A 23,196-nucleotide genomic window follows, 5' to 3' on the forward strand; every position below is an offset into this window, starting at 1 on the left:
AATCAGCCTTCCTTCTCGATGGTTTCCAGCACCTTGCGCAACAGCGGGCCGTATTCGTATTTGCCCGGGCAGACGAAGCTGCACAAAGCGAGGTCTTCTTCGTCCAATTCCAAGCAACCCAAAGCCTGCGCGCTGTCGGTGTCGCCGACGATTAAATCGCGCAAAAGCAGGGTAGGCAGGATGTCCAACGGCATTACGCGCTCGTAAGTACCAATCGGCACCATGGCGCGGTCGCCACCGTTGACGGCTGTCGTGAACTTGAAGAGTTTGTTTTTCAGGAAATGACCGAGGGTCGTACGCGTAATCGAGTATTTGTCCGGTTGTGGCGCAACCCAGCCGAACAGTTCTTTACTGCGGTCTTCTTCGATAACGGAAATCTGATTGTGGTAGCGGCCGAGGTAATCGTGCGCGCCTTGTGCAATCGCGCCGTTCAATACTGAGCCGGAAATCACGCGGTTGTCTGCGTCAACCAATTCGCCCGCAGTAATTTGCGACACCTTCGCACCCAAAACGGTACGCAAGAGGCGGGGTTTGTTGACTTGAGAGCCACCCAAGGCAATCACGCGCTCGGTGTTCAGACGGCCTGTTGCAAACAAACGGCCAATGGCAATTACATCTTGATAATTGATGGTCCAAACGGTTTTGTTCGCACCGACTGGCTCGATGAAATGAATGTGCGTGCCACTCAAACCGGCAGGATGCGGGCCGCCAAATTCATGTGTTTCGATGTTGGCGGCGTTTTCAGACGGCACATCTGCGCCTGCTGCTTTACACACATGGATTTTATGTTCGGTCAGGCGGCTTAATACCAACAGACCGCGTTTGAAGTCTTCGGCGGCTTCTTTAATCACGACCACAGGGTCTGTCGCTAGCGGATTGGTGTCCATCGCATTGACAAAGATGGCGAACGGCTCGGCATCGACAGCAGGGATTTTGCTGAACGGACGGGTGCGCAGCGCGGTCCACAAACCGGATTGAATCAGGTTGCGGCGCACTTCTTCGCCGCTCAATTTTGCCAGCGCTTCAGGTACGTAGCGTTCGAACTCGATTTCGTCGTTGCCTTCAACGGCAATCACGACTGACTGAAGTACGCGCTTTTCGCCACGGTGAATAGCGGCGATTTTGCCTGAAGCCGGCGCAGTAAATACTACGCCCGGATTCTTTTTGTCTTCAAACAGCACTTGGCCTTTTTTGACGGCTTCGCCTTCCTTGACTTTCATCGAGGGACGCATACCGGCATATTCTTCGCCAAGCAACGCGACTTCGGTAATGGCCGGCCCGTCATAAATGACTTGCTCCGGTCTGCCCGCGATGGGCAGGTTTAGACCTTTTTTGATTTTAATCATAGATTTGCATTACTTGTGATGGTTAAGGTAAAAACGGCGTGTTTTTGATACTGTGTCGCGTGGCATCAAAAGCATTGAATAAATTAATGTAGCAAAGTGTTAGATTTTATCAGGAATTGTACCTGTTTGTCAGATTTGCTGCTTTTTTCCTTGCGGAAGCCGTTTTTATAGTGGAATAACAAAAACCAGTACGGCTTTCCCTCGCCTTGCCGTACTATTTGTACTGTCTGCGGCTTCGTCGCCTTGTCCTGATTTAAATTTAATCCACTATAATTGTCGGAAGGGAAAAATATTGATTTGATTATGCCGGAATTTAAAATGCCGTCTGAATGTTCAGACGGCATAGCGTTTACAGCAGTTTGAAAACGAAAAAGACAAGGGTGTGGATGATGAAGACGGGAATCAGAAAACCCGCCGACCACATCATATAGCCGAAGAAAGTCGGCATCGGTACGCCGCGCTGTTCGGCAATGGCTTTGACCATAAAGTTCGGCGCGTTGCCGATATAGGTCAGTGCGCCCATGAATACCGAACCCATAGAAACCGCCAGCAGGGTATGGAACAGAGGCCCCGTCATCAAGGCTTGGGCATCCCCGCCCGCCATATTGAAAAACACGAGATAAGTGGGCGCGTTATCCAAGAATGCCGACAATATGCCGCTCATCCAGAAATACATCGTATTAATCGGATGACCTGCCGTATCGTGAACCAGCGATACTACCCCGCCCAGCGCGCCTGCCTCGCCTGCTTTCAGAATGCTCAGGACGGGGAAGATGGTGATGAAGATGCCGAGGAAGAGTTTGCCCACTTCGGCGATGGGTTCAAAGTTGAATTCGTTGCCTGCGCGGACTTGTTTGGGCGTGATTGCCATAGATACAGCGGTCAATGCAATCAGGATGACATCGCGGACGAGGTTTTGCAGGGCGTAACGGCTGCCGAGGATTTCAAATCCCGAGTGTTCGGGTTTCCAAAGGCCGGACATCAGAACCGCGCTAACCACGCCCGCAAGCAGGAGGAAGTTCCATTTGCCGAAGATGGCGATTTTTTCGGGTTTTTCCTGTTGTGCCAGCGTATCTTGTGCAATGCGTTCCTGTTTGAAGAAACGGTTGTCGATGAAATAGAAGGCGGTCAACAGGACAGCGGTGCTGATCAGGACAGGGGCGAACATATGTTTGACCGTCCACATGAAATCTACGCCTTTGAGGAAGCCGAGGAAGAGTGGGGGGTCGCCCAAAGGGGTCAGGCCGCCGCCGATGTTTGCAACCAGGAAAATGACGAAGATGACGATGTGCACGCGGTGGACACGGGTTTGATTGGCTTTCAGCAGCGGACGAATCATCAGCATTGCCGCGCCGGTCGTACCCATAATTGAAGCCAGTGCCGTGCCGACGGCAAGCAGGGCGGTGTTGAGTTTGGGTGTGCCGTTCAAGTCGCCCCAAACCAAAATGCCGCCTGAAATGGTGTACAGGGCAAGCAGCAGCAGGATGAAGGGGATGTATTCTTCAACGAGTGCGTGTGCGACGGTATGGATACCGGTTTCTGCTCCAAAAATCAGTGAAAAGGGAATGAGGAACGACAAAGTCCAAAATGCGGTAATCTTGCCGAAATGGTGATGCCAGATGTGGGAAAAAAACAGGGGACCCAGTGCAATAGACAGCAGGATCATGGCAAACGGCAGCCCCCATAAGAGATTGAGTGTGGAGCCGTTCAGGTCGGCAGCCAGGCTGATTGCAGGTAGGGAAAAAAATGTCAGCAGTGTCAGGTGGCGCATGGTGCTTCCTTTTTATTTGGCATTCGGTTTGATAACCATCTGCCGTGATAAATATTCCGGACCGTCCTCAGACGGGCGAACTGCGCTGTGGTTTGTTATATTGCCTGTTTGATTGTAATGTAAAAGCCGTACAGATACCAAGCATCCGTCAGGGAATGGAAAGGGGAAGTAAAGAGGGGGCGCAGAATAATAGGATAAAATATCAATGTAAAACAACATCCTGCCGTATTGAAATAATAGGCTATCGGTAACTTATAATAAATTTATCTTAACAAATGTTTGTAGGTAATCGTTTTTTATAGGCGGGCGGTAGGTATTCCGGTCGGAACATATTTAGAGGAAGGTTTTCAGACGGCATTAAGATTCGGGTCTGCGCCACATCCATATGGCGACAAAGGAACAGAAAACCGATGAAATTGCGCCTACCCACCAACGTTGGGGAAACTGCCAGAACATAAATAGACATGATGCGGTCATCATGCTGATGGCGAAAATCTTGGCTTTACGCGGCACTGCGCCGTTTTGTTCCCAGTTATGAACCATCGGGCCGAAATAGCGGTGTCGGTGCAGCCAGCTGTGAAAACGCGGAGATGCCTTTGCCCAACAGGCGGCGGAGAGCAGCACGAACGGTGTGGTTGGCAACAGAGGTAGGAAAATACCGGCAATCCCCAAGAGGAGGGAGAGGCAGCCGCAAATAATCAATAGATAACGTATCATTTTCCAATCCGGTCTTTATCGGAGACAAACAGGTATTGTAAGAATCCCGCCCGTTTCTATCCGCCGCGTCGGTAGGGAAAATGGGGAGAAAGGTCTTATTCCTACAACAGATGGTTGAGTGGTAGGGATGTGGTATGTTTGATTTCTTTTAAAACGAAACTTGATTGGGCATCCTGTACGCCGTGGTGGGATAAAAGTGTGTCAAGAACGAAATGGGAGAACGCGCCCATGTCGGTAAAAAATGCCTGAAGCAGGTAGTCGGTCTCTCCGGTTAGTGCGAAACAGCTTAAAACTTCGGGCCATTTTTGAACAGAGGCGGAGAAATCCTCCCGTGCGTCTTTTGCTTTGCTGATGGAAACGCGGATAAATGCCTGAAGGCCCAAATTTACAGATTCAGGAGACAGCAGCGCGGCATACTGTCGGACAATACCGGCATCTTCCAACTGTTTCAGACGGCGTAAGCAGGGAGAGGGTGAGAGTGCGACACGTTCGGATAATTCGACATTGGTCAGCCTACCGTTTTCCTGGAGGACCTGTAAGATTTTAATATCTGTCTTGTCTAAAGTGATTTGTGTCATAAATTTGTGTTCCGCTGATGGCATTCGGGCAGGTTGCGATAATCCGTATATATAGGCTTGGTGCATATTAACATATAAAAAGTTGTGTAGTCATCAGAGTTAGTTTTCATTTTTAGGTAGTCGATTTAAAACTCGTGGAGCAGGCCTGTATATGTTCAAGACGGCTTGCCCAAACTGCCTTTTCAAGCCATAATCGCGCCATGTGCAGGAGAGAGCTACACCCGATTACGCGTAGCCGCCGAAGGCGCAGATGCCCTTAAATCGCTCAGGCAACAGGGACTGCACATTGAAATAAAACATCTGGAGAGTGGTGCAATCGCACCCACCGAAGGGGAGAAGGCCGTCTGAACCACCATTCAGACAACCGCGCAAAGCAGTGAGCAGACTGGTTTGCCATCAAGCGGATACGGCCGAAAATCTCAGGTTCAAGGACAGATAGGGTCTTCCGCGCACAGGTGCGCGGGCGGCATCTGAACAAAAAATCCGGAGAAACTTGAGAATGACTGCCCTGAAAACCACCCCATTTCATCAAGCCCATCAAGATGCAGGCGCGAAGCCGGTAGATTTTGCCGGCTGGGAGCTGCCCATCCATTATGGTTCGCAAATCGCCGAACACGAAGCCGTGCGCACCGATGCAGGTATGTTCGACGTATCACACATGCTTGTTACCGACGTAGCAGGCGCAAATGCCAAAGCCTTTTTCCGCAAACTGATTGCCAACGACGTTGCCAAACTCGCCTTCGTCGGCAAAGCCCTTTATTCCGCGCTGCTCAACGACAACGGCGGCGTGATTGACGACTTGATCGTTTACCGCACCAATGAAGCTGAAACCCAATACCGCATCGTGTCCAACGGCGCGACCCGCGAAAAAGACACCGCCCAGTTCCATAAAGTCGGACAAGAGTTCGGTGTTGCCTTCAATCCGCGCTACGACCTCGGCATGCTTGCCGTGCAAGGCCCTAAAGCCATCGAAAAACTCCTGACCGTCAAACCCGAATGGGCGGATGTCGTCCACAACCTCAAACCGTTCCAAGGCGCGGATTTGGGCAACGACTGGTTTGTCGCCCGCACCGGCTACACCGGCGAAGACGGCGTCGAAGTCATCCTGCCCGGCGTCGAAGCCGTCGCATTCTTCAAAGCCCTGCAAGCAGCAGGCGTACAACCCTGCGGCCTCGGCGCGCGCGATACCCTGCGCATGGAAGCCGGTATGAACCTCTACGGCAACGATATGGACGACGACACCAGCCCGCTCGAAGCAGGCATGGGTTGGACGGTTGATTTGAAAGACGAAAGCCGCGATTTTGTCGGTAAAGCCGCCTTGCTGGCATTGAAAGAAAAAGGCGTTGCCGTCAAACAAGTCGGTTTGCTGCTCGACAAAGGCGGCATCCTGCGCGCGCATATGGAAGTGTTGACCGACAAAGGCAAAGGCGAAACCACCAGCGGCGTGTTCTCTCCAAGCCTGAAACAATCCATCGCCATCGCCCGCGTACCGAAAGACTTTGACGGCGATACCGCCAAAGTGCTGATTCGCGGCAAAGAAGCGGACGTGCGCGTACTGAAGCTGCCGTTCGTCCGCAACGGTCAAAAACAGTTTGATTAATATCGGTTCAGACGGCATTTTCATTTCATATGCCGTCTGAAAGCAGGTTTTTAGGAATTGTTGTTTCCTATGAAAGCAAACTTTGGCAGTTTATTGTTGTTATTGATGTTATCGGCTTGCGCTTCGTCTGCCGACGAGCGCGGATTGATGTTTTTCGATACAGAAGGAAAATCCCATACTGCAATATTTATGAAAATCGTTGGCGGCAATGGAAAGATTGCCGGCGAGGTGGTGATAGACGGGGAATATGCTCTTGATATTGTCCGCATGAATGATGATTTGAGTATTGCCGTGCAAGATAATAAGGGTAGAAGCCGTGCTTCCGACCTGGAAGCATTGTCGCAAGCGAAATCATTTACCCTGATTGCGTTCAGCCGTTATGCGGGTACAGTTGAAGTGGATAAAGTATCGGCTGTTACAGGCATTTGTGCGGATTACCGCAGCAAAGGCCTGAAGGTTGCCGTTGCAGACAATATGAGGTCCAAACAAGAAATCGTTGTATTCCGTGCAAGCGGCGTAATGGCAAGTAACAAGCGCAAGATAAACGAAGCATATTTGGATTATTCTGCATCCTCTAAACTGCCTTCCGCCCAAAAGCAAGAATTGGAACAAGATAAAAACAATATGATTGCCGTCCATTATGGACGCTTGGAAGAATTAATCGCACGAGGTATCTGCGTACGCTAAGTTGTGCAGATGCCGTCTGAAAATAACCCCCTACCAATGGAGAATCAAACCATGAGCAACAACATCCCAGCAGAACTGAAATACGTTGCCAGCCACGAATGGCTGCGCCTTGAAGAAGACGGTACCATCACCGTCGGCATTACCCACCACGCGCAAGAGCTGTTGGGCGACATCGTGTTTGTCGAGCTGCCCGAAGTCGGCGCGAACTTTGCCGCTGAAGAGCAAGCCGGTGTGGTTGAGTCTGTAAAAGCTGCATCTGACGTGTACGCGCCGATTGCGGGCGAAGTCGTTGCCGTCAACGATGACTTGCCCAGCGCACCGGAAACTGCCAACAGCGATCCTTACGGCGCAGGCTGGTTCTTCAAAATCAAACCTGCCAATCCTGCCGATTACGACGGTCTGCTGACTGCCGAACAATACGCGGGCGAAGTAGATTAAATTCCTATCTTGATAATAGGATGCCTTATTTAAGGAACTGCACTTTCAGACGGCAAGGATGCGTTTGGAAGTGCAGTTTTTGTCTGTGTCTTCAAGGTCAGTTAGGCTATAATAACGGCCTATATTCATCTTTACCGATTTTTTCATGCAACTTACCGCTGTCGGACTCAATCATCAAACCGCACCTTTAAGCATACGGGAAAAGCTGGCGTTTGCCGCTGCCTGCCTGCCCGAAGCCGTCCGCAATCTTGCCCGAAGCAATGCGGCAACGGAGGCGGTAATCCTTTCTACCTGCAACCGCACCGAGCTTTACTGTGTCGGCGATTCGGAAGAAATCATCCGTTGGCTCGCAGACTACCACAGCCTTCCCATAGAAGAAATCAGCCCCTACCTTTATACTTTGGGGATGCAGGAGACTGTGCGCCATGCTTTCCGCGTTGCCTGCGGCTTGGATTCGATGGTGTTGGGCGAGCCGCAGATTTTAGGACAGATTAAGGATGCCGTCAGGGTTGCTCAAGAGCAGGAAAGTATGGGTAAGAAACTCAATGCCTTGTTCCAAAAAACCTTTTCTGTTGCTAAAGAGGTCCGTACCGATACTGCCGTCGGCGAAAACTCGGTTTCCATGGCTTCCGCTTCCGTCAAGTTGGCAGAGCAGATTTTTCCCGACATCGGCGATTTGAATGTCTTGTTTATCGGTGCGGGTGAGATGATTGAGTTGGTTGCTACTTATTTTGCTGCTAAAAACCCCAGATTGATGACGGTTGCCAACCGGACGTTGGCGCGTGCCCAGGAGTTGTGCGACAAGCTCGGTGTCAACGCCGAACCGTGCCTGCTGTCCGATCTGCCTGCCATTCTGCACGATTACGACGTGGTGGTTTCTTCGACGGCGAGCCAGTTGCCCATTGTCGGCAAAGGCATGGTGGAGCGTGCATTGAAACAAAGGCAGAGTATGCCGTTGTTCATGCTTGATTTGGCAGTGCCGCGCGACATTGAGGCGGAAGTCGGCGATTTGAATGATGCCTATCTTTATACGGTGGACGATATGGTCAATATCGTCCAAAGCGGTAAGGAGGCAAGGCAGAAGGCCGCCGCCGCCGCCGAAACGCTGGTGTCCGAGAAGGTTGCCGAATTTGTCAGGCAGCAGCAGGGCAGGCAGAGCGTCCCCTTGATTAAAGCCTTGCGGGACGAGGGCGAGAAAGCGCGCAAGCAGGTGTTGGAAAATGCGATGAAACAGCTTGCCAAAGGCGCAACGGCAGAAGAGGTTTTGGAACGGCTGTCCGTCCAACTGACCAACAAGCTGCTGCATTCGCCAACTCAAACCTTGAATAAGGCGGGGGAAGAAGATAAAGATTTGGTTCATGCCGTCGCGCAGATTTATCATTTGGACAAATAACGGTGCGCCGGAAAAGGATGCCGTCTGAAGGGGTTTCAGACGGCATATTTTTGTGCTGTCTGACAACATCGTGAAATCCCACATTATAGTGGATTAACAAAAACTAGTACGGCGTTGCCTCGCCTTAGCTCAAAGAGAACGATTCTCTAAGGTGCTGAAGCACCAAGTGAATCGGTTCCGTACTATTTGTACTGTCTGCGGCTTCGTCGCCTTGTCCTGATTTTTGTTAATCCACTATATATCGATGTAATTACAAAGTATTATCCCGTATGCAGATTGGTTTTAAGATTTGTAAATTTGATTTGCATCAAAAAATCGCCGATAGATGATTCATATAATATCAATATTAAAGAGTATCGGTATATCGGGGATAGCTATGTCCTGTTTTTCAATCCGGCGTATGTCTGCGTTTCGGGCGCGGATAACGGCGTTTTTTGCCGCTTTTGTCTTTTTGACGGCGGCACTGCCCGCTTATGCGGAGCGTCTGCCTGATTTTCTGGCGAAAATACAGCCTTCGGAAATTTTTCCGGGGGCGGACCGTTACGGCAAACCGGAAGGTAAGCCCATGGTCGCCCGCGTTTACAAAGGCGACGAGCAGCTCGGTCTGGTCTATATTACAACCGATGTGGTTAATACGCGCGGTTATTCGAGTAAGCCGATTGATACGCTGATGGCGTTGGCAAACGACGGCACGATAGCCGGGGCGAAACTGGTCGATCATCACGAGCCGATTATGCTGATCGGTATTCCGCAGTCGCGTGTCGATAAATTCATCGACAAATATATCGGTCTGAACTTTATTAAAAATCCGCCGACTCCGGGCGTGGCGCCGGGCGACATTATCAGTGGTGCGACTGTTACGCTGATGGTGATTAACGACAGCATCCAGCGTTCGTACAAGGTCATTGCCAACCAATACCGTCTGGGTTCGGACAAGGCTCTTCAGACGGCATCCGCTTCCGATGTTCAGGAAGCCGCGCCTGTGGCAGAAACCCGTCCGCGCCGTATGGCAAATCCCGACAAGCAGGATATTTTGTCTTGGGACGAACTTTTGAAACAAAAGGCCGTCGGTCATCTGCATATCACGCTCGATCAAATCAACAAACTGTTTGAGAAAGGCGGCAAGGCCGGCGTGGCCGATCACGCCGAACAGGGCGATCCTGACGATACCTTTATTGATTTGTATGTTGCCTTGGTCAGCCAGCCTTCCATCGGTAAAAGCTTGCTGGGTGAGGACGGCTGGGCACATCTGCAAAAACGGCTGAAACCCGGGCAGCAGGCGGTTTTGGTTGCCGGAGAGGGCCGTTATTCTTGGAAAGGTTCGGGATATGTGCGCGGCGGTATTTTCGACCGTATCGAGATGATACAGGGGGAGAACAGCTTCCGTTTTACTGATGCCCAACATGAACGCGTCGTCGCACTGTCTGCCGCCGGTTCGCCGCGTTTTAAAGAAGTTTCTTGGTTTACCATCCCTGAAGGCGTAGAGTTTGACGGTGCGGAGCCGTGGCGTCTGCAATTAATGGTTCAGCGCGTATTGAGCGTGAACGATAAAGCCTTCGTTACCGCCGATTTGGATTACGAATTGCCTCAGGGTTATTATGTCGATGATCCTAAAGCGCCGCCCGTAGAAATCAGCGCGCCTGTCGAAGCCGCACCTGCCGCGGCATCCGATACCGCTTCAGACGGTATTGCCGAAGATGCGTCAGCTGAAAACGGTGTATCCAATCAATTATGGAAACAGATTTGGAAAGCGAAACAGGGGCAGATTGTCGTTGTCGGCATTGCACTGACCATATTGTTACTGGTGTTTTTGTTCCAAGACTGGATTGTGCGTTACGAAAAATGGTACGACCGCTTCCGCCTTGCCTTTTTGACCTTCACGCTCTTCTATATCGGCTGGTATGCGCAGGCACAGCTTTCGGTCGTCAATACGCTGACGCTGTTTTCCGCCATCCTTACCGAATTTCATTGGGAATTCTTCCTGATGGATCCGATTGTGTTCATACTTTGGCTGTTCACGGCTGCAACCATGCTGCTGTGGAACAGGGGAACGTTTTGCGGTTGGTTGTGTCCGTTCGGCTCATTACAGGAATTGACTAACCGGATTGCCAAAAAACTGGGTGTGAAACAGATTACCGTGCCGCATATGCTGCATACCCGCTTGAGCGTTATCAAGTACCTGATTTTCTTCGGGCTCTTGGCAATCTCCCTGTATGATTTGGGTACGGCGGAAAAATTTGCAGAAGTCGAACCGTTCAAAACGGCGATTATCTTGAAATTTGTACGCGAGTGGTGGTTTGTCGCATTTGCCGTTGCTCTTCTGGTTGCAGGGCTGTTTATCGAACGTTTCTTCTGCCGTTATCTGTGTCCGTTGGGAGCCGGTATCGCGTTGCCGGGCAGATTCCGCGTGTTTGATTGGCTGAGACGTTATAAAATGTGCGGTAATCCCTGCCAAATTTGTACACATGAATGCCCTGTACAAGCGATTGCCCCGGAGGGAGATATCCATCCGAACGAATGTATCCAGTGTCTGCATTGCCAAGTCATGTACCACCACGATACGCGCTGTCCGCAAGTTGTGGCAGTGAATAAGAAAAAACAAAAACAGGCTGCTGCAAAATCAGGGGAATTGGAAAGTGTCTCCAAGCAGTCGCAGGAACAGGTTGTCCATTTTGTCAAACCCGAAACGGCGCAATCTGAAAAATAAGCATCCGGGGGAAGCCTGAAGCCAAGGTGTCAGGCAGGCAGGGTTTCCCCGGAAGGATAATAAAATTTTTTCCCATCGGCTTGCCGTCTGAAAACCGGTTTGCCGTATTTTATCCAAGGAGTGTTGTATGTCAGACGAAAAATTAGAACAAAACGGCTTGAGCCGTCGTTCATTCTTAGGTACGGCCGCTGCTTCCGGTGCAGGTATTGCCGGTGCGGGCCTGTTAGGTTTGGCGGGTTGCTCTAAAGACGGCGAACAGGCTGCCGCTTCTGGTGCCGCCCCTGCCGCCAAGGAGCATGGTGAAGCCAAACCAGGTCAACTGTCTTCCGAAGTCGGTCCGGGCGAACTCGACCAATATTACGGCTTCCTTTCCGGCGGTCAGTCCGGCGAGATGCGCCTGATTGGTCTGCCTTCCATGCGCGAATTGATGCGTATCCCCGTGTTCAATATGGACAGCGCGACCGGTTGGGGACGTACCAATGAGAGCTTGAAAGTCCTCAACGGCAATATTACCGAAGAAACCCGTAAATTCTTACAAGACAGCGGCCTGCGCTGCTATCCCAACGGCGACCTTCACCACCCGCACTTGTCGTTTACCGACCAAACTTATGACGGCCGCTATGCCTATGCCAACGACAAGGCAAACAACCGCGTCTGCCGCGTGCGTCTGGATGTGATGAAGGCCGACAAAATCATCGACATCCCTAATGCCTCAGGTATTCACGGTCTGCGTCCGCAACGTTATCCGAAAACCGGTTATGTCTTTGCCAACGGCGAACACATTACTCCTGTTAGCGGCGTAGGCAAACTGGATGATGCAAAAACCTGGAATGCCGTGTACACCGCCATTGACGGCGAAACCATGGAGATCGCATGGCAAGTATTGGTTGACGGTAACCTGGACAACGGCGATGCCGACTATCAAGGCAAATATTCTTTTGCCACCTGCTACAACTCCGAGCGCGCGCTGACCGTACAAGGTGCGTCTTCCAACGAGCAGGACTGGTGCGTCGTTTTCGACCTGAAAGCCATCGAAGAAGGCATCAAAGCGGGCGACTTCAAAGAAGTTAACGGTGTGAAAATGCTGGACGGTCGCGCTGAAGCCAAATCCAAATACACGCGTTATATCCCTGTGCCGAACTCTCCTCACGGCTGTAACGCAAGCCCTGACGGTAAATACATCATGCTCAACGGTAAACTGTCTCCAACCGTTACCGTATTGGATGTCAGCAAACTGGACGATTTGTTTGCAGGCAAAATCAAAGAGCGCGATGTGGTCGTAGCCGAACCGCAACTGGGTCTCGGCCCATTACACACTGCATTTGACGGTCGCGGCAATGCTTATACGACATTGTTTATCGACAGCCAAATGGTGAAATGGAATATTGACGATGCGATCAAAGCCTACAAAGGCGAGAAAATCGATCCGATCAAACAAAAACTCGACGTTCACTATCAACCAGGTCACAACCATACGACCATGGGCGAGACCAAAGAAGCCGACGGTCAATGGCTGGTGTCTTTGAACAAATTCTCTAAAGACCGCTTCTTGAATGCTGGTCCTTTGAAACCCGAGTGTGACCAATTGATCGACATCTCCGGCGACGAAATGCGTTTGGTACACGATAATCCGACTTTTGCCGAACCGCATGACTTCTGTCTGGTTTCTGCAGCCAAACTCAATCCGAGCAAAACTTGGGACCGCAAAGACCCATGGTTCTGGCAGGATGCTTTGGAACAGGCGAAAAAAGACGGCGTCGAGCTGGAAAAAGCCGCCAAAGTTGTACGCGAAGGCAACAAAGTACGCGTGTACATGACTGCCGTTGCGCCTGCTTACAGCATCCCTCAATTTGAAGTGAACCAAGGCGACGAAGTAACCGTATACGTAACCAACGTCGAGACCATCGAGGACTTGACTCACGGCTTCACTTTGGAAGGCTACGGTATTGCTATGGAGATTGGTCCGCAAGCCACTTCTTCCGTAACCTTTAAAGCTGTCCGTCCGGGCGTACACTGGTACTACTGCCAATGGTTCTGCCATGCATTGCACATGGAAATGTCCGGTCAGATGATTGTTCATCCCAAATAATGAGCATGATAGCTTGATATAGAGAATGCCGTCTGAAGACAACCGGTTTTCAGACGGCATTTATAGCCAAACCGTTTGAGGTATACATCCAGACGGTTTCGCTATAAAAATAGATCCATTTGAATCATGTTTCATTTTGTTTTGCCATACCGAACGAAACAGAGGAACACCATGCACACATCCGTACTCCGTACATGGCTGATGGCCGTGCTGATACTTGCCAGCGGCAGTATTTTTCAGACAGCATCGGCAGCCGTCGTCCATGTTTCCCCGCAAGACAATCTTGCCGAAATTTTTGCCCGTGCCCATGCGGGCGATACACTTAAACTTGCTTCCGGCGTATATAAAACCAAACTTCATATTGACAAACCGATTACGATTGAAGGGCCTGCCGACCGTTCCGCAACCGTGGAAGGGGACAGGAGCGGTCGTACGATAGCTGTGCATGCGCCGGACGTAACGCTCCGCAACCTGACCGTTACCCGTTCCGGTATGAGCCTGCCAGCAATGGATGCCGGTATTTATCTCGAAAAAGCCGCCCCGCGCGCCCTGGTTGAACACAACAATATTTTTGATAATTCGTTCGGCGTATACCTTCATGGTTCTGCCGATGCGATGGTGCGCGAGAATAAAATCGTCGGCGATGCGACCTTGCGCGTGAATGAGCGCGGCAATGGCGTTACCGTTTGGAACGCNCCCGGCGCGCAGGTCGTCGGCAACGACATTTCCAAAGGGCGGGACGGCATTTTTTCCAATACCAGTACATACAATACCTATAAAAACAACCGCTTCAGCGATTTGCGTTTCGCCGTCCACTATATGTACACCAACGACAGCGAAGTCAGCGGCAATATTTCCGTGGGCAACAATATGGGCTATGTGCTGATGTTTTCCGAACGGCTCAAAGTGTTCGACAATATTGCCGTCGGCAGCCGCGACCAGGGCATTATGCTCAACTATGTCAACTATTCCGATATTCACGACAACATTATCAACAAGGCGGGCAAGTGCGTATTTGCCTACAATGCCAACTACGATAAACTTTTCGCCAATCATTTTGAAAACTGTCAAATCGGCATACACTTTACCGCCGCCATCGAAGGTACGACCCTGCATGACAATTCCTTTGTCAATAACGAAAGTCAGGTCAAATATGTCAGCACGCGTTTTCTCGACTGGAGTGAGGGCGGACACGGCAACTACTGGAGCGACAACAGTGCATTTGATCTTGACGGCGACGGCTTTGGCGACAGTGCGTACCGCCCCAACGGCATTATCGACCAAATCATCTGGCGCGCACCGGTTGCACGTCTTCTGATGAATAGTCCTGCAATCAGCATCGTCAAATGGGCGCAGGCGCAGTTTCCCGCCGTTTTGCCCGGAGGCGTGGTGGACAGCAAACCGCTGATGAAGCCTTATGCCCCCAAAATCCAAACACGCTATCAGGCGATGAAGGACGAGTTGCTCAAAGAAGCCGAAACGCGGCAGTCGGAATGGGGCAGGGCGGAAAACGGTTCTCTGAACTAGTCTGCTTCAGACGGCATTCGGATTCAAATGCCGTCTGAAAACACAAAAGGAACAACCATGACCACACATCATGTCGAATTGAGGAATGTAACCAAACGGTTTGGGGCGCAAAAAGCGGTCAACCAAGTTGATTTGGTTTTGAAGGCCGGAGAAAGCGTCGGGCTTGCCGGACACAACGGCGCGGGTAAATCCACCATTATGAAGCTGATACTCGGGCTGATTACCCCGACCGAAGGCGAAGTGATGCTTTTGGGCGAACGTACCGGCAGCAAAGCGGGGGCGCGGCTTCGCAGCCAAATCGGCTACCTGCCCGAAACCGTTGCGCTGCACTCTTCGCTGACCGGCATCGAAACGCTGGACTTTTACGCGAAACTTAAAAAACAGCCGCTCACGCAGAACCGAGGGCTGCTTGAGCGCGTCGGCATTTCCCAAGCCGCACACCGCCGCGTCGGCACCTACTCGAAAGGGATGAGGCAACGCCTTGCTCTGGCACAAGCCCTGCTGGGCGAGCCCAAAGTCCTGCTGTTTGACGAACCGACAACCGGCCTCGACCCTGCATCACGACAAATGTTTTACGAAGTCGTGCGCGAACTCAACGGGCGCGGCGCGACCGTATTGCTCAGCACCCACGCCCTTGCCGAGTTGGACGGACACGCCGACCGCATTATCGTGATGAAAAACGGCGTTAAGGTTGCCGATGGTAGTATGGACGAATTGCACGTCCAAAGCGGGCTGCCGCTGACCGTCAATATCCGCCTCAATGCACCGCGCACCCTCAGCAGCCGCTGGCAGCCGCTTTCAGACGGCATTTCCTACCGGGCGCAATGTCAGGCGGAAGAACGTATGAATCTTTTGGGCGAATTGGGCAGCCTGTCCGACCTTGCCTATCTCGACATCCACACGCCGACGCTTGACGAAATGTATGCACAGTTCTTGAAAAGGGAGGACGTATGAACCCTGTTTGGATTATTACCGGCAAAGAAGTCCGCGACAGCCTGCGTAACCGCTGGGTGCTTGCCGCCGCACTCTTGCTTGCCGCACTTGCCCTTTCTTTAGGTTTTCTCGGCAGCTCTCCCACCGGCTCGGTCAAGGTCGATCCGCTGACCGTTACCGTCGTCAGCCTGTCGAGCCTGTCTATTTTCCTGATTCCGCTGATTGCGATGCTGCTTTCCTACGATGCACTGATTGGGGAAATCGAGCGCGGTACGATGGCGTTGCTGTTGAGTTATCCCATTTCGCGCAACCAAATCCTTGCCGGCAAGTTTGTCGGACACCTCATCATCCTCGCCCTCGCCACCACGGCAGGCTACGGATTGGCAGGCATTACGCTGCAACTTGCCAACGGCAGTTTCGACATCGCCGCTTGGAAACCCTTTGCATTGTTGATTGCCGCCAGCGTTATCCTCGGTGCGGCTTTTCTGTCTATGGGCTACTTGATTAGTGCGAAAGTCAAAGAGCGGGGGACGGCGGCCGGTATTTCCATCGGCGTGTGGTTGTTTTTCGTCGTCATCTTCGATATGGCGCTTTTGGGTATTCTGGTTGCCGACTCGAAACAGGTCATTACCGCGCCCGTCGTTGAAACGGTGCTGCTGTTCAATCCCACCGACATTTACCGCCTGCTCAACCTGACCGGTTACGAAAATACGGCTATGTATGCAGGTATGGCGGGTTTGAGCGGACAAATCAGCCTGACCGTCCCCATTTTGCTGACCGCGCAGGTTTTATGGGTTATCATTCCGCTTATCTTGGCAGCCGGAATTTTTAGAAAGCGACAAATATGAAGAAAACCCTGTTGGCAATTGTTGCCGTTTTTGCCTTAAGTGCCTGCCAGCAGGCGGAAGAGGCGGCGCCTCCCTTACCTCAGCAGATTAGCGATCGTTCGGTCGGACACTATTGCAGTATGAATCTGACCGAACACAACGGCCCCAAAGCCCAGATTTTTTTGAACGGCAAACCTGACCAGCCCGTTTGGTTCTCCACCATCAAGCAGATGTTCGGCTATACCAAGCTGCCCGAAGAGCCTAAAGGCATCCGCGTGATTTACGTTACCGATATGGGTAATGTTACCGATTGGACAAATCCCAATGCCGATACGAAGTGGATAGATGCGAAAAAAGCCTTTTACGTCATTGACAGCGGCTTTATCGGCGGTATGGGTGCGGAAGACGCGCTGCCGTTCGGCAACAAGGAGCAGGCTGAGAAATTTGCAAAGGATAAAGGCGGTAAGGTTGTCAGTTTCGACGATATGCCTGATACCTATATTTTCAAATAAATCCAAACAAAAATGCCGTCTGAACGTTGAAGCCAAGGTTCAGACGGCATTTTTTATAGTGGATTAAATTTAAACCAGTACAGCGTTGCCTCGCCTTGCCGTACTATTTGTACTGTCTGCGGCTTCGTCGCCTTGTCCTGATTTAAGTTTAATCCACTATATTATGGGTTCAAACGGGGCAGGTTTGAACAACTGCCCCATTCCTTATTCCTGACTGGGCGTAACGGCGGAATGAGGTTTACATCCCGCCGTAATTCGGCCCGCTCGCGCCTTCGGGGCAAATCCAAGTGATGTTTTGCGTCGGGTCTTTGATGTCGCACGTTTTGCAGTGAACGCAGTTGGCGGCGTTGATTTGCAGGCGCGGACTGCCGTTTTCTTCAACGATTTCATACACACCCGCCGGACAATAGCGCGTTTCGGGCGAGGCGTATTCTTTGTAGTTCACGTCTATCATCGTTTGCGGATTGTTCAGCACCAAATGGTCGGGCTGGTTTTCTTCGTGCGCGAGATTGGCAAGGAAGACGCTGCTTAAGCGGTCGAAGGTCAACACGCCGTCGGGTTTCGGATAATCAATCGGTTTGCACGCGGCGGCTTTTTTGAGCTGCTCGTTGTCTTTGCCGTGATGTTTCAAGGTCCACGGGGCTTTGCCTCTGAAAATCATCTGGTCGATGCCGGTATAAAGCGAGCCGAGGTAAACGCCCCATTTGAATGACGGACGGACGTTGCGTGCGGCGTAAATCTCTTGATACAGCCAGCTTTGTTCAAACAGTTTTTGATAGTTTTCCACTTCTTTGCCGCTGTCGAAGTTTTCCACTTCTTCAAGGTTTTCCAACAAGGGGAAAACGGCTTCGGCGGCGAGCATGGCTGATTTCATCGCGGTATGAATGCCTTTGATGCGCGGCATATTGAGGAAGCCCGCCGCGTCGCCGATTAAAACGCCGCCTTTGAACGAGAGTTTCGGCAGGCTTTGTAAACCGCCTTCAATCAGCGAACGCGCGCCGTAAGCAATGCGGCGGCCGCCTTCGAAGGTTTTACGGATTTCGGGATGGGTTTTGAAGCGTTGGAACTCTTCAAACGGCGACAGATAAGGGTTTTGATAGTCCAAACCAACTACGAAACCGACGGCAACTTTGTTGTCGTCGAAATGGTAAACAAACGCGCCGCCGTAGGTTTTGCTGTCCAGCGGCCAGCCCGCGCTGTGCACCACCAAGCCGGGCTGATGTTTTTCAGACGGCACTTCCCAAACTTCTTTAATGCCCAAGCCGTAAGTTTGCGGCCGGCTGTTTTGGTCGAGTTTGAAGCGTTCGATGATTTGCTTGGAAAGCGAACCTCGGCAGCCCTCGGCAAACAGGGTTTGCCGCGCCCAAAGCTCCATGCCGGGCTGGAATGAATCGGTCGGCTCGCCGTTTTTGCCCACGCCCATATTGCCGGTCGCAATGCCTTTGACCGAACCGTCTTCGTGATACAGCACTTCGGCGGCGGCAAAGCCCGGATAGATTTCCACGCCCATATTTTCCGCCTGCTCCGCCAACCAGCGCACGACTTCGCCCAAGCTGACGATGTAGTTGCCATGATTGTCAAAATTGGGGGTAACGGGCAGGTTGAACGCTTTTTTCTCCGTCAGGAACAACACCTTGTCCTGAGTTACCGTGCGCGTCAGCGGCGCGCCTTTTTCTTTCCAGTCGGGAATCAGCTCATTCAGCGCAATCGGATCGATAACCGCACCCGCCAGCGAATGCGCACCTGCTTCAGAACCTTTCTCCACCACGCAAACGCTGATTTCGCGCCCGTTCTGTTCGGCAAGCTGCTTGAGTTTGATGGCGGCGGACAAACCCGACGGGCCTGCGCCAACAATCACGACATCGTATTGCATACTGTCGCGGGTGATGGATTCTGTCATGGCGGTTCCTATTGTTTATTATCGATTATAAAACGGGCAATTATACAACGCAGACAGTCGCTTACCAAATAAAACAATGCCGTCTGAAATAGCTTCTCAGGCATTCAGACGGCATTTGCCCCCATATGGGCAGGAATATTTTTTATTGGCGGTTTGCATCCATACTTTTCGGATTGGGAAGGTAGCGGGATATTTTGCTGATTTTGTCAGATTGGATTAAAAAACGGCGGCGTTTTGGAGGCAGTCGGTTTGTGTATTGATGTCAAAATGCCGTCTGAAGGATTTCAGACGGCATTCGGGTTGGAGGGTTATTTCATCGCTTCGCTCATTGCCTTGATATTGTGGCGGTACATGCCGATGTAGGTGTCTGCGGGCGCGCTGCCGAGTGCGTCAGAGTAGAGTTTGCCGCTGACGTTGATGCCGGTCTCTTTGGCGATGCGGTCAACCATACGGGTGTCTTTGATATTTTCGGTAAATACGGCTTTGATGCCTTCGCGTTTGATTTGTCGGATGATGGCGGCGACTTGTTTGGCTGAAGGCTCGGCTTCGCTGCTCACGCCTTGCGGGGCGATGAATTCGATATGGTAACGTTTGCCCATATAGGAAAAGGCATCGTGCCCGGTCAGGACTTTGCGTTTGGCGGCAGGGACGGCATTAAATGCGGCTTGTGCGTCGCTGTGCAGTTTTTTGAGCTGCATTTGGTAGTTGCCCAAGCGTTGTTGATAATAAACTTTGCCTTCGGGATCGGCCTTTATCAGGGCTTCAGCGACGTTTTGGGCATAGTCGGACATAAGCACAGGGTCGTTCCAGACGTGGGGGTCATATTCGCCGTGATCGTGGTGGTGTCCTTCGTGGTCATGATCGTGGTCGTGATGGTGTCCGCCTTCTTCTTCGGCTTTGAGGGGTTGGATGCCTTTGGTCGCTTCGGCATAGGATACTTTGCTCTGTTTGACGGCGCGTTGGATGTCGGCGGCTTCAAGTCCCAAGCCGTTGAGCAGGACGAGTTTTGCACTGCGGATTTTTTTAATGTCGCCACTGGTCATGTGATAGGCGTGCGTATCTTGGTTGGCTCCGACCAAACTTTGTATGGATACGCGCTCTCCGCCGATTTGCTTGGCAACGTCGCCTAAAATGCTGAAACTGGTTACAACCGGAAGGGGGGCGGCAGTTGCGGCAGTGGTCAGTAATGCGGCGATTAGGGTGAGTTTGGGGTGTTTCATAATTGTTCTCCTGTGATATAACGTAACATCTGTTATGGTAAAACAAGCCGCCTGTTTGTTCAAGCGGCCTGTCGTGTCAGGTGGTATGGTGGCGGTGGTTTTTGAGCCATTTGGGCAAGATGCCGCCTTCTTTGCCGAGTATGACGGAAAAGAGATAAAGGACGCTGCAACAGAGGATGATGGCGGGACCGGAAGGGATTTCGATGTGGTAGGAAATGAGCAGTCCGCTCAAGCCGCACAGCAGGGCTGTCAGAACGGATAGGAGGATGAGTGCGCCCATATGCTTCGCCCACAGGCGGGCGGTAATGGCTGGCAGCATCATGAGTCCGACGGACATGAGTGTGCCAAGGGCTTGAAAGCCGGATACGAGGTTCATGACGACCAGGACGAGAAAGAGGACGTGCCAAAGCCCGCCTTTGCCGCCGACGGATTTGAGAAACAGGGGGTCGATGCTTTCGAGTACGAGCGGGCGGTAGATGACGGCAAGGGTAAGCAGTGTGAGGGTGGATACGGCGGCGATGAGCTGCAGGGCGGGGATGTCGACGGCAAGTACGGAGCCGAAAAGCAGATGCAGCAGATCGACGCTGCTACCGTTTTTGCTGACGAGGACTACGCCTATGGCGAGGCTGCTGAGATAAAAGGCGGCAAAGTTGGCATCTTCTTTCAGGGCGGTGAAGCGGCTGACGAGTCCGGCAAGCAGTGCCATCAGCATGCCTGCGGCTACGCCGCCCAAACCCATGGCGGGCAGGCTCAAGCCGGCAAACATGTAGCCGACGGCGGCACCGGGCAGGACGGCGTGGCTCAATGCGTCGCCTATCAGGCTCATACGGCGCATGACGAGGAATACGCCGACGGGTGCGGCGCTGAGGGACAGGCAGAAGACGGATGCGAGGGCGTAGTGCATGAAGTCGAATTCTGCAAAGGGGGCAAGGAGCAGGTCGTAGAGGTTCATGGTTTTTCGGTTTCAGACGGCATTTATGACGCGCACCACTCGGGGCTTTCCTGTTGCTGCATTTTGGCGTTGGCTTGAGCGAGGTAGGGTTCTGTCAGAATGGTCTCGGTTGCACCTGCCGCAATTTTTTCACGTGCAAGCAGCATAGTGTTAGGAAAGTAGGCACGGACTTGTTCGTAATCGTGCAAAACGGCAATGATAGCGTGTCCGTTGCAATGGCATTTTTGCAACACGTCGAGAAGCTCGTAGGTTGTCCGTGCATCAACGGCATTGAAGGGTTCGTCCAGAAGTAGGAATTTGGCGTTTTGAACCAGCATTCGGGCAAAAAGGACACGCTGGAATTGTCCGTTTGAGAGATAGGCAATCTGACGGTCGGCAAACCGTTGCATTCCGACGCGCTCCAAGGCTTCGTGAACGCGTTGTTTTTGAGCGGTATTTATCCCTTTGAAAAAACCGATTTCATACCACAGCCCCATTGCCGCCAAGTCGAAAACGGTCATAGGCTGGGAACGGTCGATGTCGGATTGTTGGGGGAGGTAGGCAATGTTTTGACGGGTCAATCCGTCCAGCCGGATGCTGCCCGTATCGATAGGCTGCAATCCCATCAAGGATTTAAGAAAGGTAGATTTCCCTGCGCCGTTCGGTCCGAAAACCGCCCACATACTATGTTCTTCAAAAGTAATGTCAACGTGGTGTACGGCAGGACGGCGGCGGTAGCTGACGGTCAGGTTTTCGACAATGATGCTCATGCGGATATTGCCCAAAAGTAAGTTCCCCATATAAGGGTTACGGCAATCAGGGCAAGGATGAGGCGGAAAGTCAATCCTGATAGTAAAAGGGAAGGTGTCATGATGATTTGCGGTTTTGAAAGGGAAGTTGGCAAAGCGGTTATCGTTATATGGCAGATATGATACTGTATAACGTTTAGTCTGTAAATTTTGTTCGGTTCGGACGGGGATTCGGGATGTGCCGGAAGGGGTGTGCTTCTTGGTGCTGTTCCGTTGCGGATGTTGCGGCAATAAGAAATGCCGTCTGAAGGTTCAGACGGCACTGGGGAAAACGGTTTGAATCAACCTTTGCGTGCAGGCAATTTCTCTTTAATGCGTGCAGCTTTGCCGGTCAGACCGCGCAGATAGTACAGTTTGGCACGGCGGACATCGCCACGGCGTTTGACTTCGATTTTCTCAACGGTCGGAGAGTACAGTTGGAAAGTACGTTCAACACCTTCGCCGCTGGAAATTTTACGGACGATAAAGTTGCTGTTCAGACCACGGTTGCGGCGTGCAATGACAACGCCTTCGTAGGCTTGCAGACGGCTGCGGGTACCCTCCACGACGCGTACGGATACGACTACGGTGTCGCCCGGTGCGAATTCGGGGATTTCTTTGTTCAGGCGGGCAATTTCTTCTTGCTCGAGCTGTTGAATCAGGTTCATTGTTTTTTTCCTAAATTATGATTGGATTTCCCGTTGCTCTTGCCGGATAGTTTCCAAGAGGCGGGATTCCTTTGGCTCCATACTGTCTCCGTCGGCAGATACGCAGACAACATCGTCAGGGCTTATGCCGTGCCGTCTTAAGGTTGATTTTGAGAAACGCAGTTTATAGCCGTTGTAGTCTTCAATTTCATCTGAAAAGCCGTTACCCGCCGACAAGCAAACGTCTTTATAAAATGGAACTTCGCAATCATCATCGGATAACGGGGTTTTGCTATCCCAAGCGTCAACAGTGCCGATAACGGTGGCGTTTGATTTGATGGAATCAATAGGTATATTCGGCTCGTCTTTTCCATCCACCCATCCGCGCGGTAATCCAAGCGCGGTCTCAATTTGGGCGGCTACGCCGTCCCCTATATTTCTGTATCCGTTAAGCCATGGAAAAATTTTTTACGACGCAAGAGGCGGAAGGCGAACCAAACGCACATACGACGGTCGAACTGATTGAAAACAGAGGGGAATTCAGCCTTTACCGCCTTACGCCGCATACCGGTAAGAAACACCAGT

20 protein-coding genes, 1 pseudogene and 1 riboswitch are annotated in these 23,196 nt (G+C 51.7%); of the genes and pseudogenes, 11 read left to right on the forward strand and 10 right to left on the reverse strand.

What is annotated here, in order from left to right; all coding sequences use genetic code 11:
• Positions 1 to 2: 2 nt before the first annotated feature.
• The 4 genes from ACRPFF_RS03585 to ACRPFF_RS03600 all read right to left on the reverse strand — a co-directional run bounded on the left by ACRPFF_RS03585 (position 3) and on the right by ACRPFF_RS03600 (position 4,412).
• Positions 3 to 1,346, reverse strand: coding sequence for a Na(+)-translocating NADH-quinone reductase subunit A (locus ACRPFF_RS03585; RefSeq protein ID WP_432673806.1), 1,344 nt, complete (start codon positions 1,344 to 1,346; stop codon positions 3 to 5).
• A 349-nt stretch (positions 1,347 to 1,695) separates the two neighbouring features.
• Entirely contained in the window at positions 1,696 to 3,117 is a 1,422-nt protein-coding gene (locus ACRPFF_RS03590; protein ID WP_432673807.1) for a sodium:proton antiporter, read from the reverse strand.
• Positions 3,118 to 3,474: 357 nt separating this feature from the next.
• Positions 3,475 to 3,834, reverse strand: coding sequence for a YbaN family protein (locus tag ACRPFF_RS03595; RefSeq protein ID WP_411712482.1), 360 nt, complete (start codon positions 3,832 to 3,834; stop codon positions 3,475 to 3,477).
• Positions 3,835 to 3,935: 101 nt separating this feature from the next.
• Positions 3,936 to 4,412, reverse strand: coding sequence for an Lrp/AsnC family transcriptional regulator (locus tag ACRPFF_RS03600; protein WP_314170037.1), 477 nt, complete (start codon positions 4,410 to 4,412; stop codon positions 3,936 to 3,938).
• A gap of 195 nt (positions 4,413 to 4,607) precedes the next feature.
• Positions 4,608 to 4,704, forward strand: a riboswitch (glycine riboswitch).
• 207 nt (positions 4,705 to 4,911) lie between these two features.
• Here ACRPFF_RS03600 and gcvT point away from each other — a divergent pair.
• The 10 genes from gcvT (at position 4,912) to ACRPFF_RS03650 (ending at position 17,125) form a co-directional block, all read left to right on the forward strand.
• Positions 4,912 to 6,012 (forward strand): glycine cleavage system aminomethyltransferase GcvT, encoded by a 1,101-nt coding sequence (gene gcvT / locus ACRPFF_RS03605; RefSeq protein WP_432673808.1) that lies wholly within the window; start codon positions 4,912 to 4,914, stop codon positions 6,010 to 6,012.
• Between the two features lie 147 nt (positions 6,013 to 6,159).
• A complete protein-coding gene (locus tag ACRPFF_RS03610) occupies positions 6,160 to 6,699 on the forward strand; it encodes a hypothetical protein (protein ID WP_003693702.1) in 540 nt (179 codons plus the stop codon).
• Positions 6,700 to 6,750: 51 nt separating this feature from the next.
• A complete protein-coding gene (gcvH, locus tag ACRPFF_RS03615; RefSeq protein ID WP_308031404.1) occupies positions 6,751 to 7,137 on the forward strand; it encodes a glycine cleavage system protein GcvH in 387 nt (128 codons plus the stop codon).
• A 145-nt stretch (positions 7,138 to 7,282) separates the two neighbouring features.
• Entirely contained in the window at positions 7,283 to 8,530 is a 1,248-nt protein-coding gene (gene hemA, locus ACRPFF_RS03620; RefSeq protein WP_002241216.1) for a glutamyl-tRNA reductase, read from the forward strand.
• Positions 8,531 to 8,930: 400 nt separating this feature from the next.
• Positions 8,931 to 11,237, forward strand: coding sequence for a 4Fe-4S binding protein (locus ACRPFF_RS03625; RefSeq protein ID WP_432673809.1), 2,307 nt, complete (start codon positions 8,931 to 8,933; stop codon positions 11,235 to 11,237).
• 127 nt (positions 11,238 to 11,364) lie between these two features.
• Positions 11,365 to 13,326: a TAT-dependent nitrous-oxide reductase gene (nosZ, locus tag ACRPFF_RS03630; RefSeq protein ID WP_432673810.1), complete on the forward strand. Its 1,962-nt coding sequence runs from the start codon at positions 11,365 to 11,367 to the stop codon at positions 13,324 to 13,326.
• A gap of 171 nt (positions 13,327 to 13,497) precedes the next feature.
• Positions 13,498 to 14,853 (forward strand): nitrous oxide reductase family maturation protein NosD, encoded by a 1,356-nt coding sequence (locus ACRPFF_RS03635; protein ID WP_432673811.1) that lies wholly within the window; start codon positions 13,498 to 13,500, stop codon positions 14,851 to 14,853.
• Between the two features lie 57 nt (positions 14,854 to 14,910).
• The gene (locus ACRPFF_RS03640) at positions 14,911 to 15,807 is read left to right on the forward strand and encodes an ABC transporter ATP-binding protein (protein ID WP_432673819.1); all 897 of its coding nucleotides are present in this window, start codon (positions 14,911 to 14,913) and stop codon (positions 15,805 to 15,807) included.
• Positions 15,804 to 16,634 carry an ABC transporter permease gene (locus ACRPFF_RS03645; RefSeq protein ID WP_411712487.1) on the forward strand — a complete coding sequence of 277 codons (831 nt, stop codon included), beginning with the start codon at positions 15,804 to 15,806 and terminating at the stop codon, positions 16,632 to 16,634. The genes ACRPFF_RS03640 and ACRPFF_RS03645 overlap by 4 nt, the downstream gene beginning before the upstream one ends.
• Entirely contained in the window at positions 16,631 to 17,125 is a 495-nt protein-coding gene (locus ACRPFF_RS03650) for a nitrous oxide reductase accessory protein NosL (protein ID WP_118784047.1), read from the forward strand. Before ACRPFF_RS03645 ends, ACRPFF_RS03650 begins: the two co-directional genes overlap by 4 nt.
• 238 nt (positions 17,126 to 17,363) lie before the next feature.
• Here ACRPFF_RS03650 and ACRPFF_RS03655 read toward each other — a convergent pair whose 3' ends face one another.
• The 6 genes from ACRPFF_RS03655 to ACRPFF_RS03680 all read right to left on the reverse strand — a co-directional run bounded on the left by ACRPFF_RS03655 (position 17,364) and on the right by ACRPFF_RS03680 (position 22,989).
• A complete protein-coding gene (locus tag ACRPFF_RS03655) occupies positions 17,364 to 19,025 on the reverse strand; it encodes an electron transfer flavoprotein-ubiquinone oxidoreductase (protein WP_432673812.1) in 1,662 nt (553 codons plus the stop codon).
• A gap of 308 nt (positions 19,026 to 19,333) precedes the next feature.
• Positions 19,334 to 20,245 (reverse strand): metal ABC transporter substrate-binding protein, encoded by a 912-nt coding sequence (locus tag ACRPFF_RS03660; protein ID WP_432673813.1) that lies wholly within the window; start codon positions 20,243 to 20,245, stop codon positions 19,334 to 19,336.
• A 76-nt stretch (positions 20,246 to 20,321) separates the two neighbouring features.
• Positions 20,322 to 21,197, reverse strand: coding sequence for a metal ABC transporter permease (locus ACRPFF_RS03665; RefSeq protein ID WP_432673814.1), 876 nt, complete (start codon positions 21,195 to 21,197; stop codon positions 20,322 to 20,324).
• A gap of 23 nt (positions 21,198 to 21,220) precedes the next feature.
• On the reverse strand, positions 21,221 to 21,946 hold the full coding sequence (locus ACRPFF_RS03670; RefSeq protein ID WP_411712550.1) for a metal ABC transporter ATP-binding protein: 726 nt from the start codon (positions 21,944 to 21,946) through the stop codon (positions 21,221 to 21,223).
• A gap of 320 nt (positions 21,947 to 22,266) precedes the next feature.
• Positions 22,267 to 22,632 carry a 50S ribosomal protein L19 gene (rplS, locus tag ACRPFF_RS03675; RefSeq protein ID WP_002217809.1) on the reverse strand — a complete coding sequence of 122 codons (366 nt, stop codon included), beginning with the start codon at positions 22,630 to 22,632 and terminating at the stop codon, positions 22,267 to 22,269.
• Between the two features lie 15 nt (positions 22,633 to 22,647).
• Positions 22,648 to 22,989, reverse strand: a complete 342-nt coding sequence (locus tag ACRPFF_RS03680) for a hypothetical protein (protein WP_432673815.1) — start codon at positions 22,987 to 22,989, stop codon at positions 22,648 to 22,650.
• Between the two features lie 80 nt (positions 22,990 to 23,069).
• Here ACRPFF_RS03680 and ACRPFF_RS03685 point away from each other — a divergent pair.
• Positions 23,070 to 23,196: pseudogene (locus ACRPFF_RS03685) on the forward strand (pseudouridine synthase); the annotation flags it as partial.

Origin of the sequence: Neisseria sp. SLRRB23 (assembly GCF_050896295.1) — a bacterium.
Taxonomy (GTDB): Bacteria; Pseudomonadota; Gammaproteobacteria; order Burkholderiales; family Neisseriaceae; genus Neisseria.

Coding starts and splice junctions, on each gene's coding strand:
- ACRPFF_RS03645 (WP_411712487.1), top strand. CDS start 15,804: ATGAACCCTGTTTGGATTATTACCGGCAAAGAAGTCCGCGACAGCCTG.
- ACRPFF_RS03625 (WP_432673809.1), top strand. CDS start 8,931: ATGTCTGCGTTTCGGGCGCGGATAACGGCGTTTTTTGCCGCTTTTGTC.
- ACRPFF_RS03590 (WP_432673807.1), bottom strand. CDS start 3,117: ATGCGCCACCTGACACTGCTGACATTTTTTTCCCTACCTGCAATCAGC.
- ACRPFF_RS03655 (WP_432673812.1), bottom strand. CDS start 19,025: ATGACAGAATCCATCACCCGCGACAGTATGCAATACGATGTCGTGATT.
- ACRPFF_RS03650 (WP_118784047.1), top strand. CDS start 16,631: ATGAAGAAAACCCTGTTGGCAATTGTTGCCGTTTTTGCCTTAAGTGCC.
- ACRPFF_RS03610 (WP_003693702.1), top strand. CDS start 6,160: ATGTTTTTCGATACAGAAGGAAAATCCCATACTGCAATATTTATGAAA.
- ACRPFF_RS03595 (WP_411712482.1), bottom strand. CDS start 3,834: ATGATACGTTATCTATTGATTATTTGCGGCTGCCTCTCCCTCCTCTTG.
- ACRPFF_RS03585 (WP_432673806.1), bottom strand. CDS start 1,346: ATGATTAAAATCAAAAAAGGTCTAAACCTGCCCATCGCGGGCAGACCG.
- gcvH (WP_308031404.1), top strand. CDS start 6,751: ATGAGCAACAACATCCCAGCAGAACTGAAATACGTTGCCAGCCACGAA.
- rplS (WP_002217809.1), bottom strand. CDS start 22,632: ATGAACCTGATTCAACAGCTCGAGCAAGAAGAAATTGCCCGCCTGAAC.
- ACRPFF_RS03640 (WP_432673819.1), top strand. CDS start 14,911: ATGACCACACATCATGTCGAATTGAGGAATGTAACCAAACGGTTTGGG.
- gcvT (WP_432673808.1), top strand. CDS start 4,912: ATGACTGCCCTGAAAACCACCCCATTTCATCAAGCCCATCAAGATGCA.
- hemA (WP_002241216.1), top strand. CDS start 7,283: ATGCAACTTACCGCTGTCGGACTCAATCATCAAACCGCACCTTTAAGC.
- ACRPFF_RS03670 (WP_411712550.1), bottom strand. CDS start 21,946: ATGAGCATCATTGTCGAAAACCTGACCGTCAGCTACCGCCGCCGTCCT.
- ACRPFF_RS03665 (WP_432673814.1), bottom strand. CDS start 21,197: ATGAACCTCTACGACCTGCTCCTTGCCCCCTTTGCAGAATTCGACTTC.
- ACRPFF_RS03660 (WP_432673813.1), bottom strand. CDS start 20,245: ATGAAACACCCCAAACTCACCCTAATCGCCGCATTACTGACCACTGCC.
- nosZ (WP_432673810.1), top strand. CDS start 11,365: ATGTCAGACGAAAAATTAGAACAAAACGGCTTGAGCCGTCGTTCATTC.
- ACRPFF_RS03600 (WP_314170037.1), bottom strand. CDS start 4,412: ATGACACAAATCACTTTAGACAAGACAGATATTAAAATCTTACAGGTC.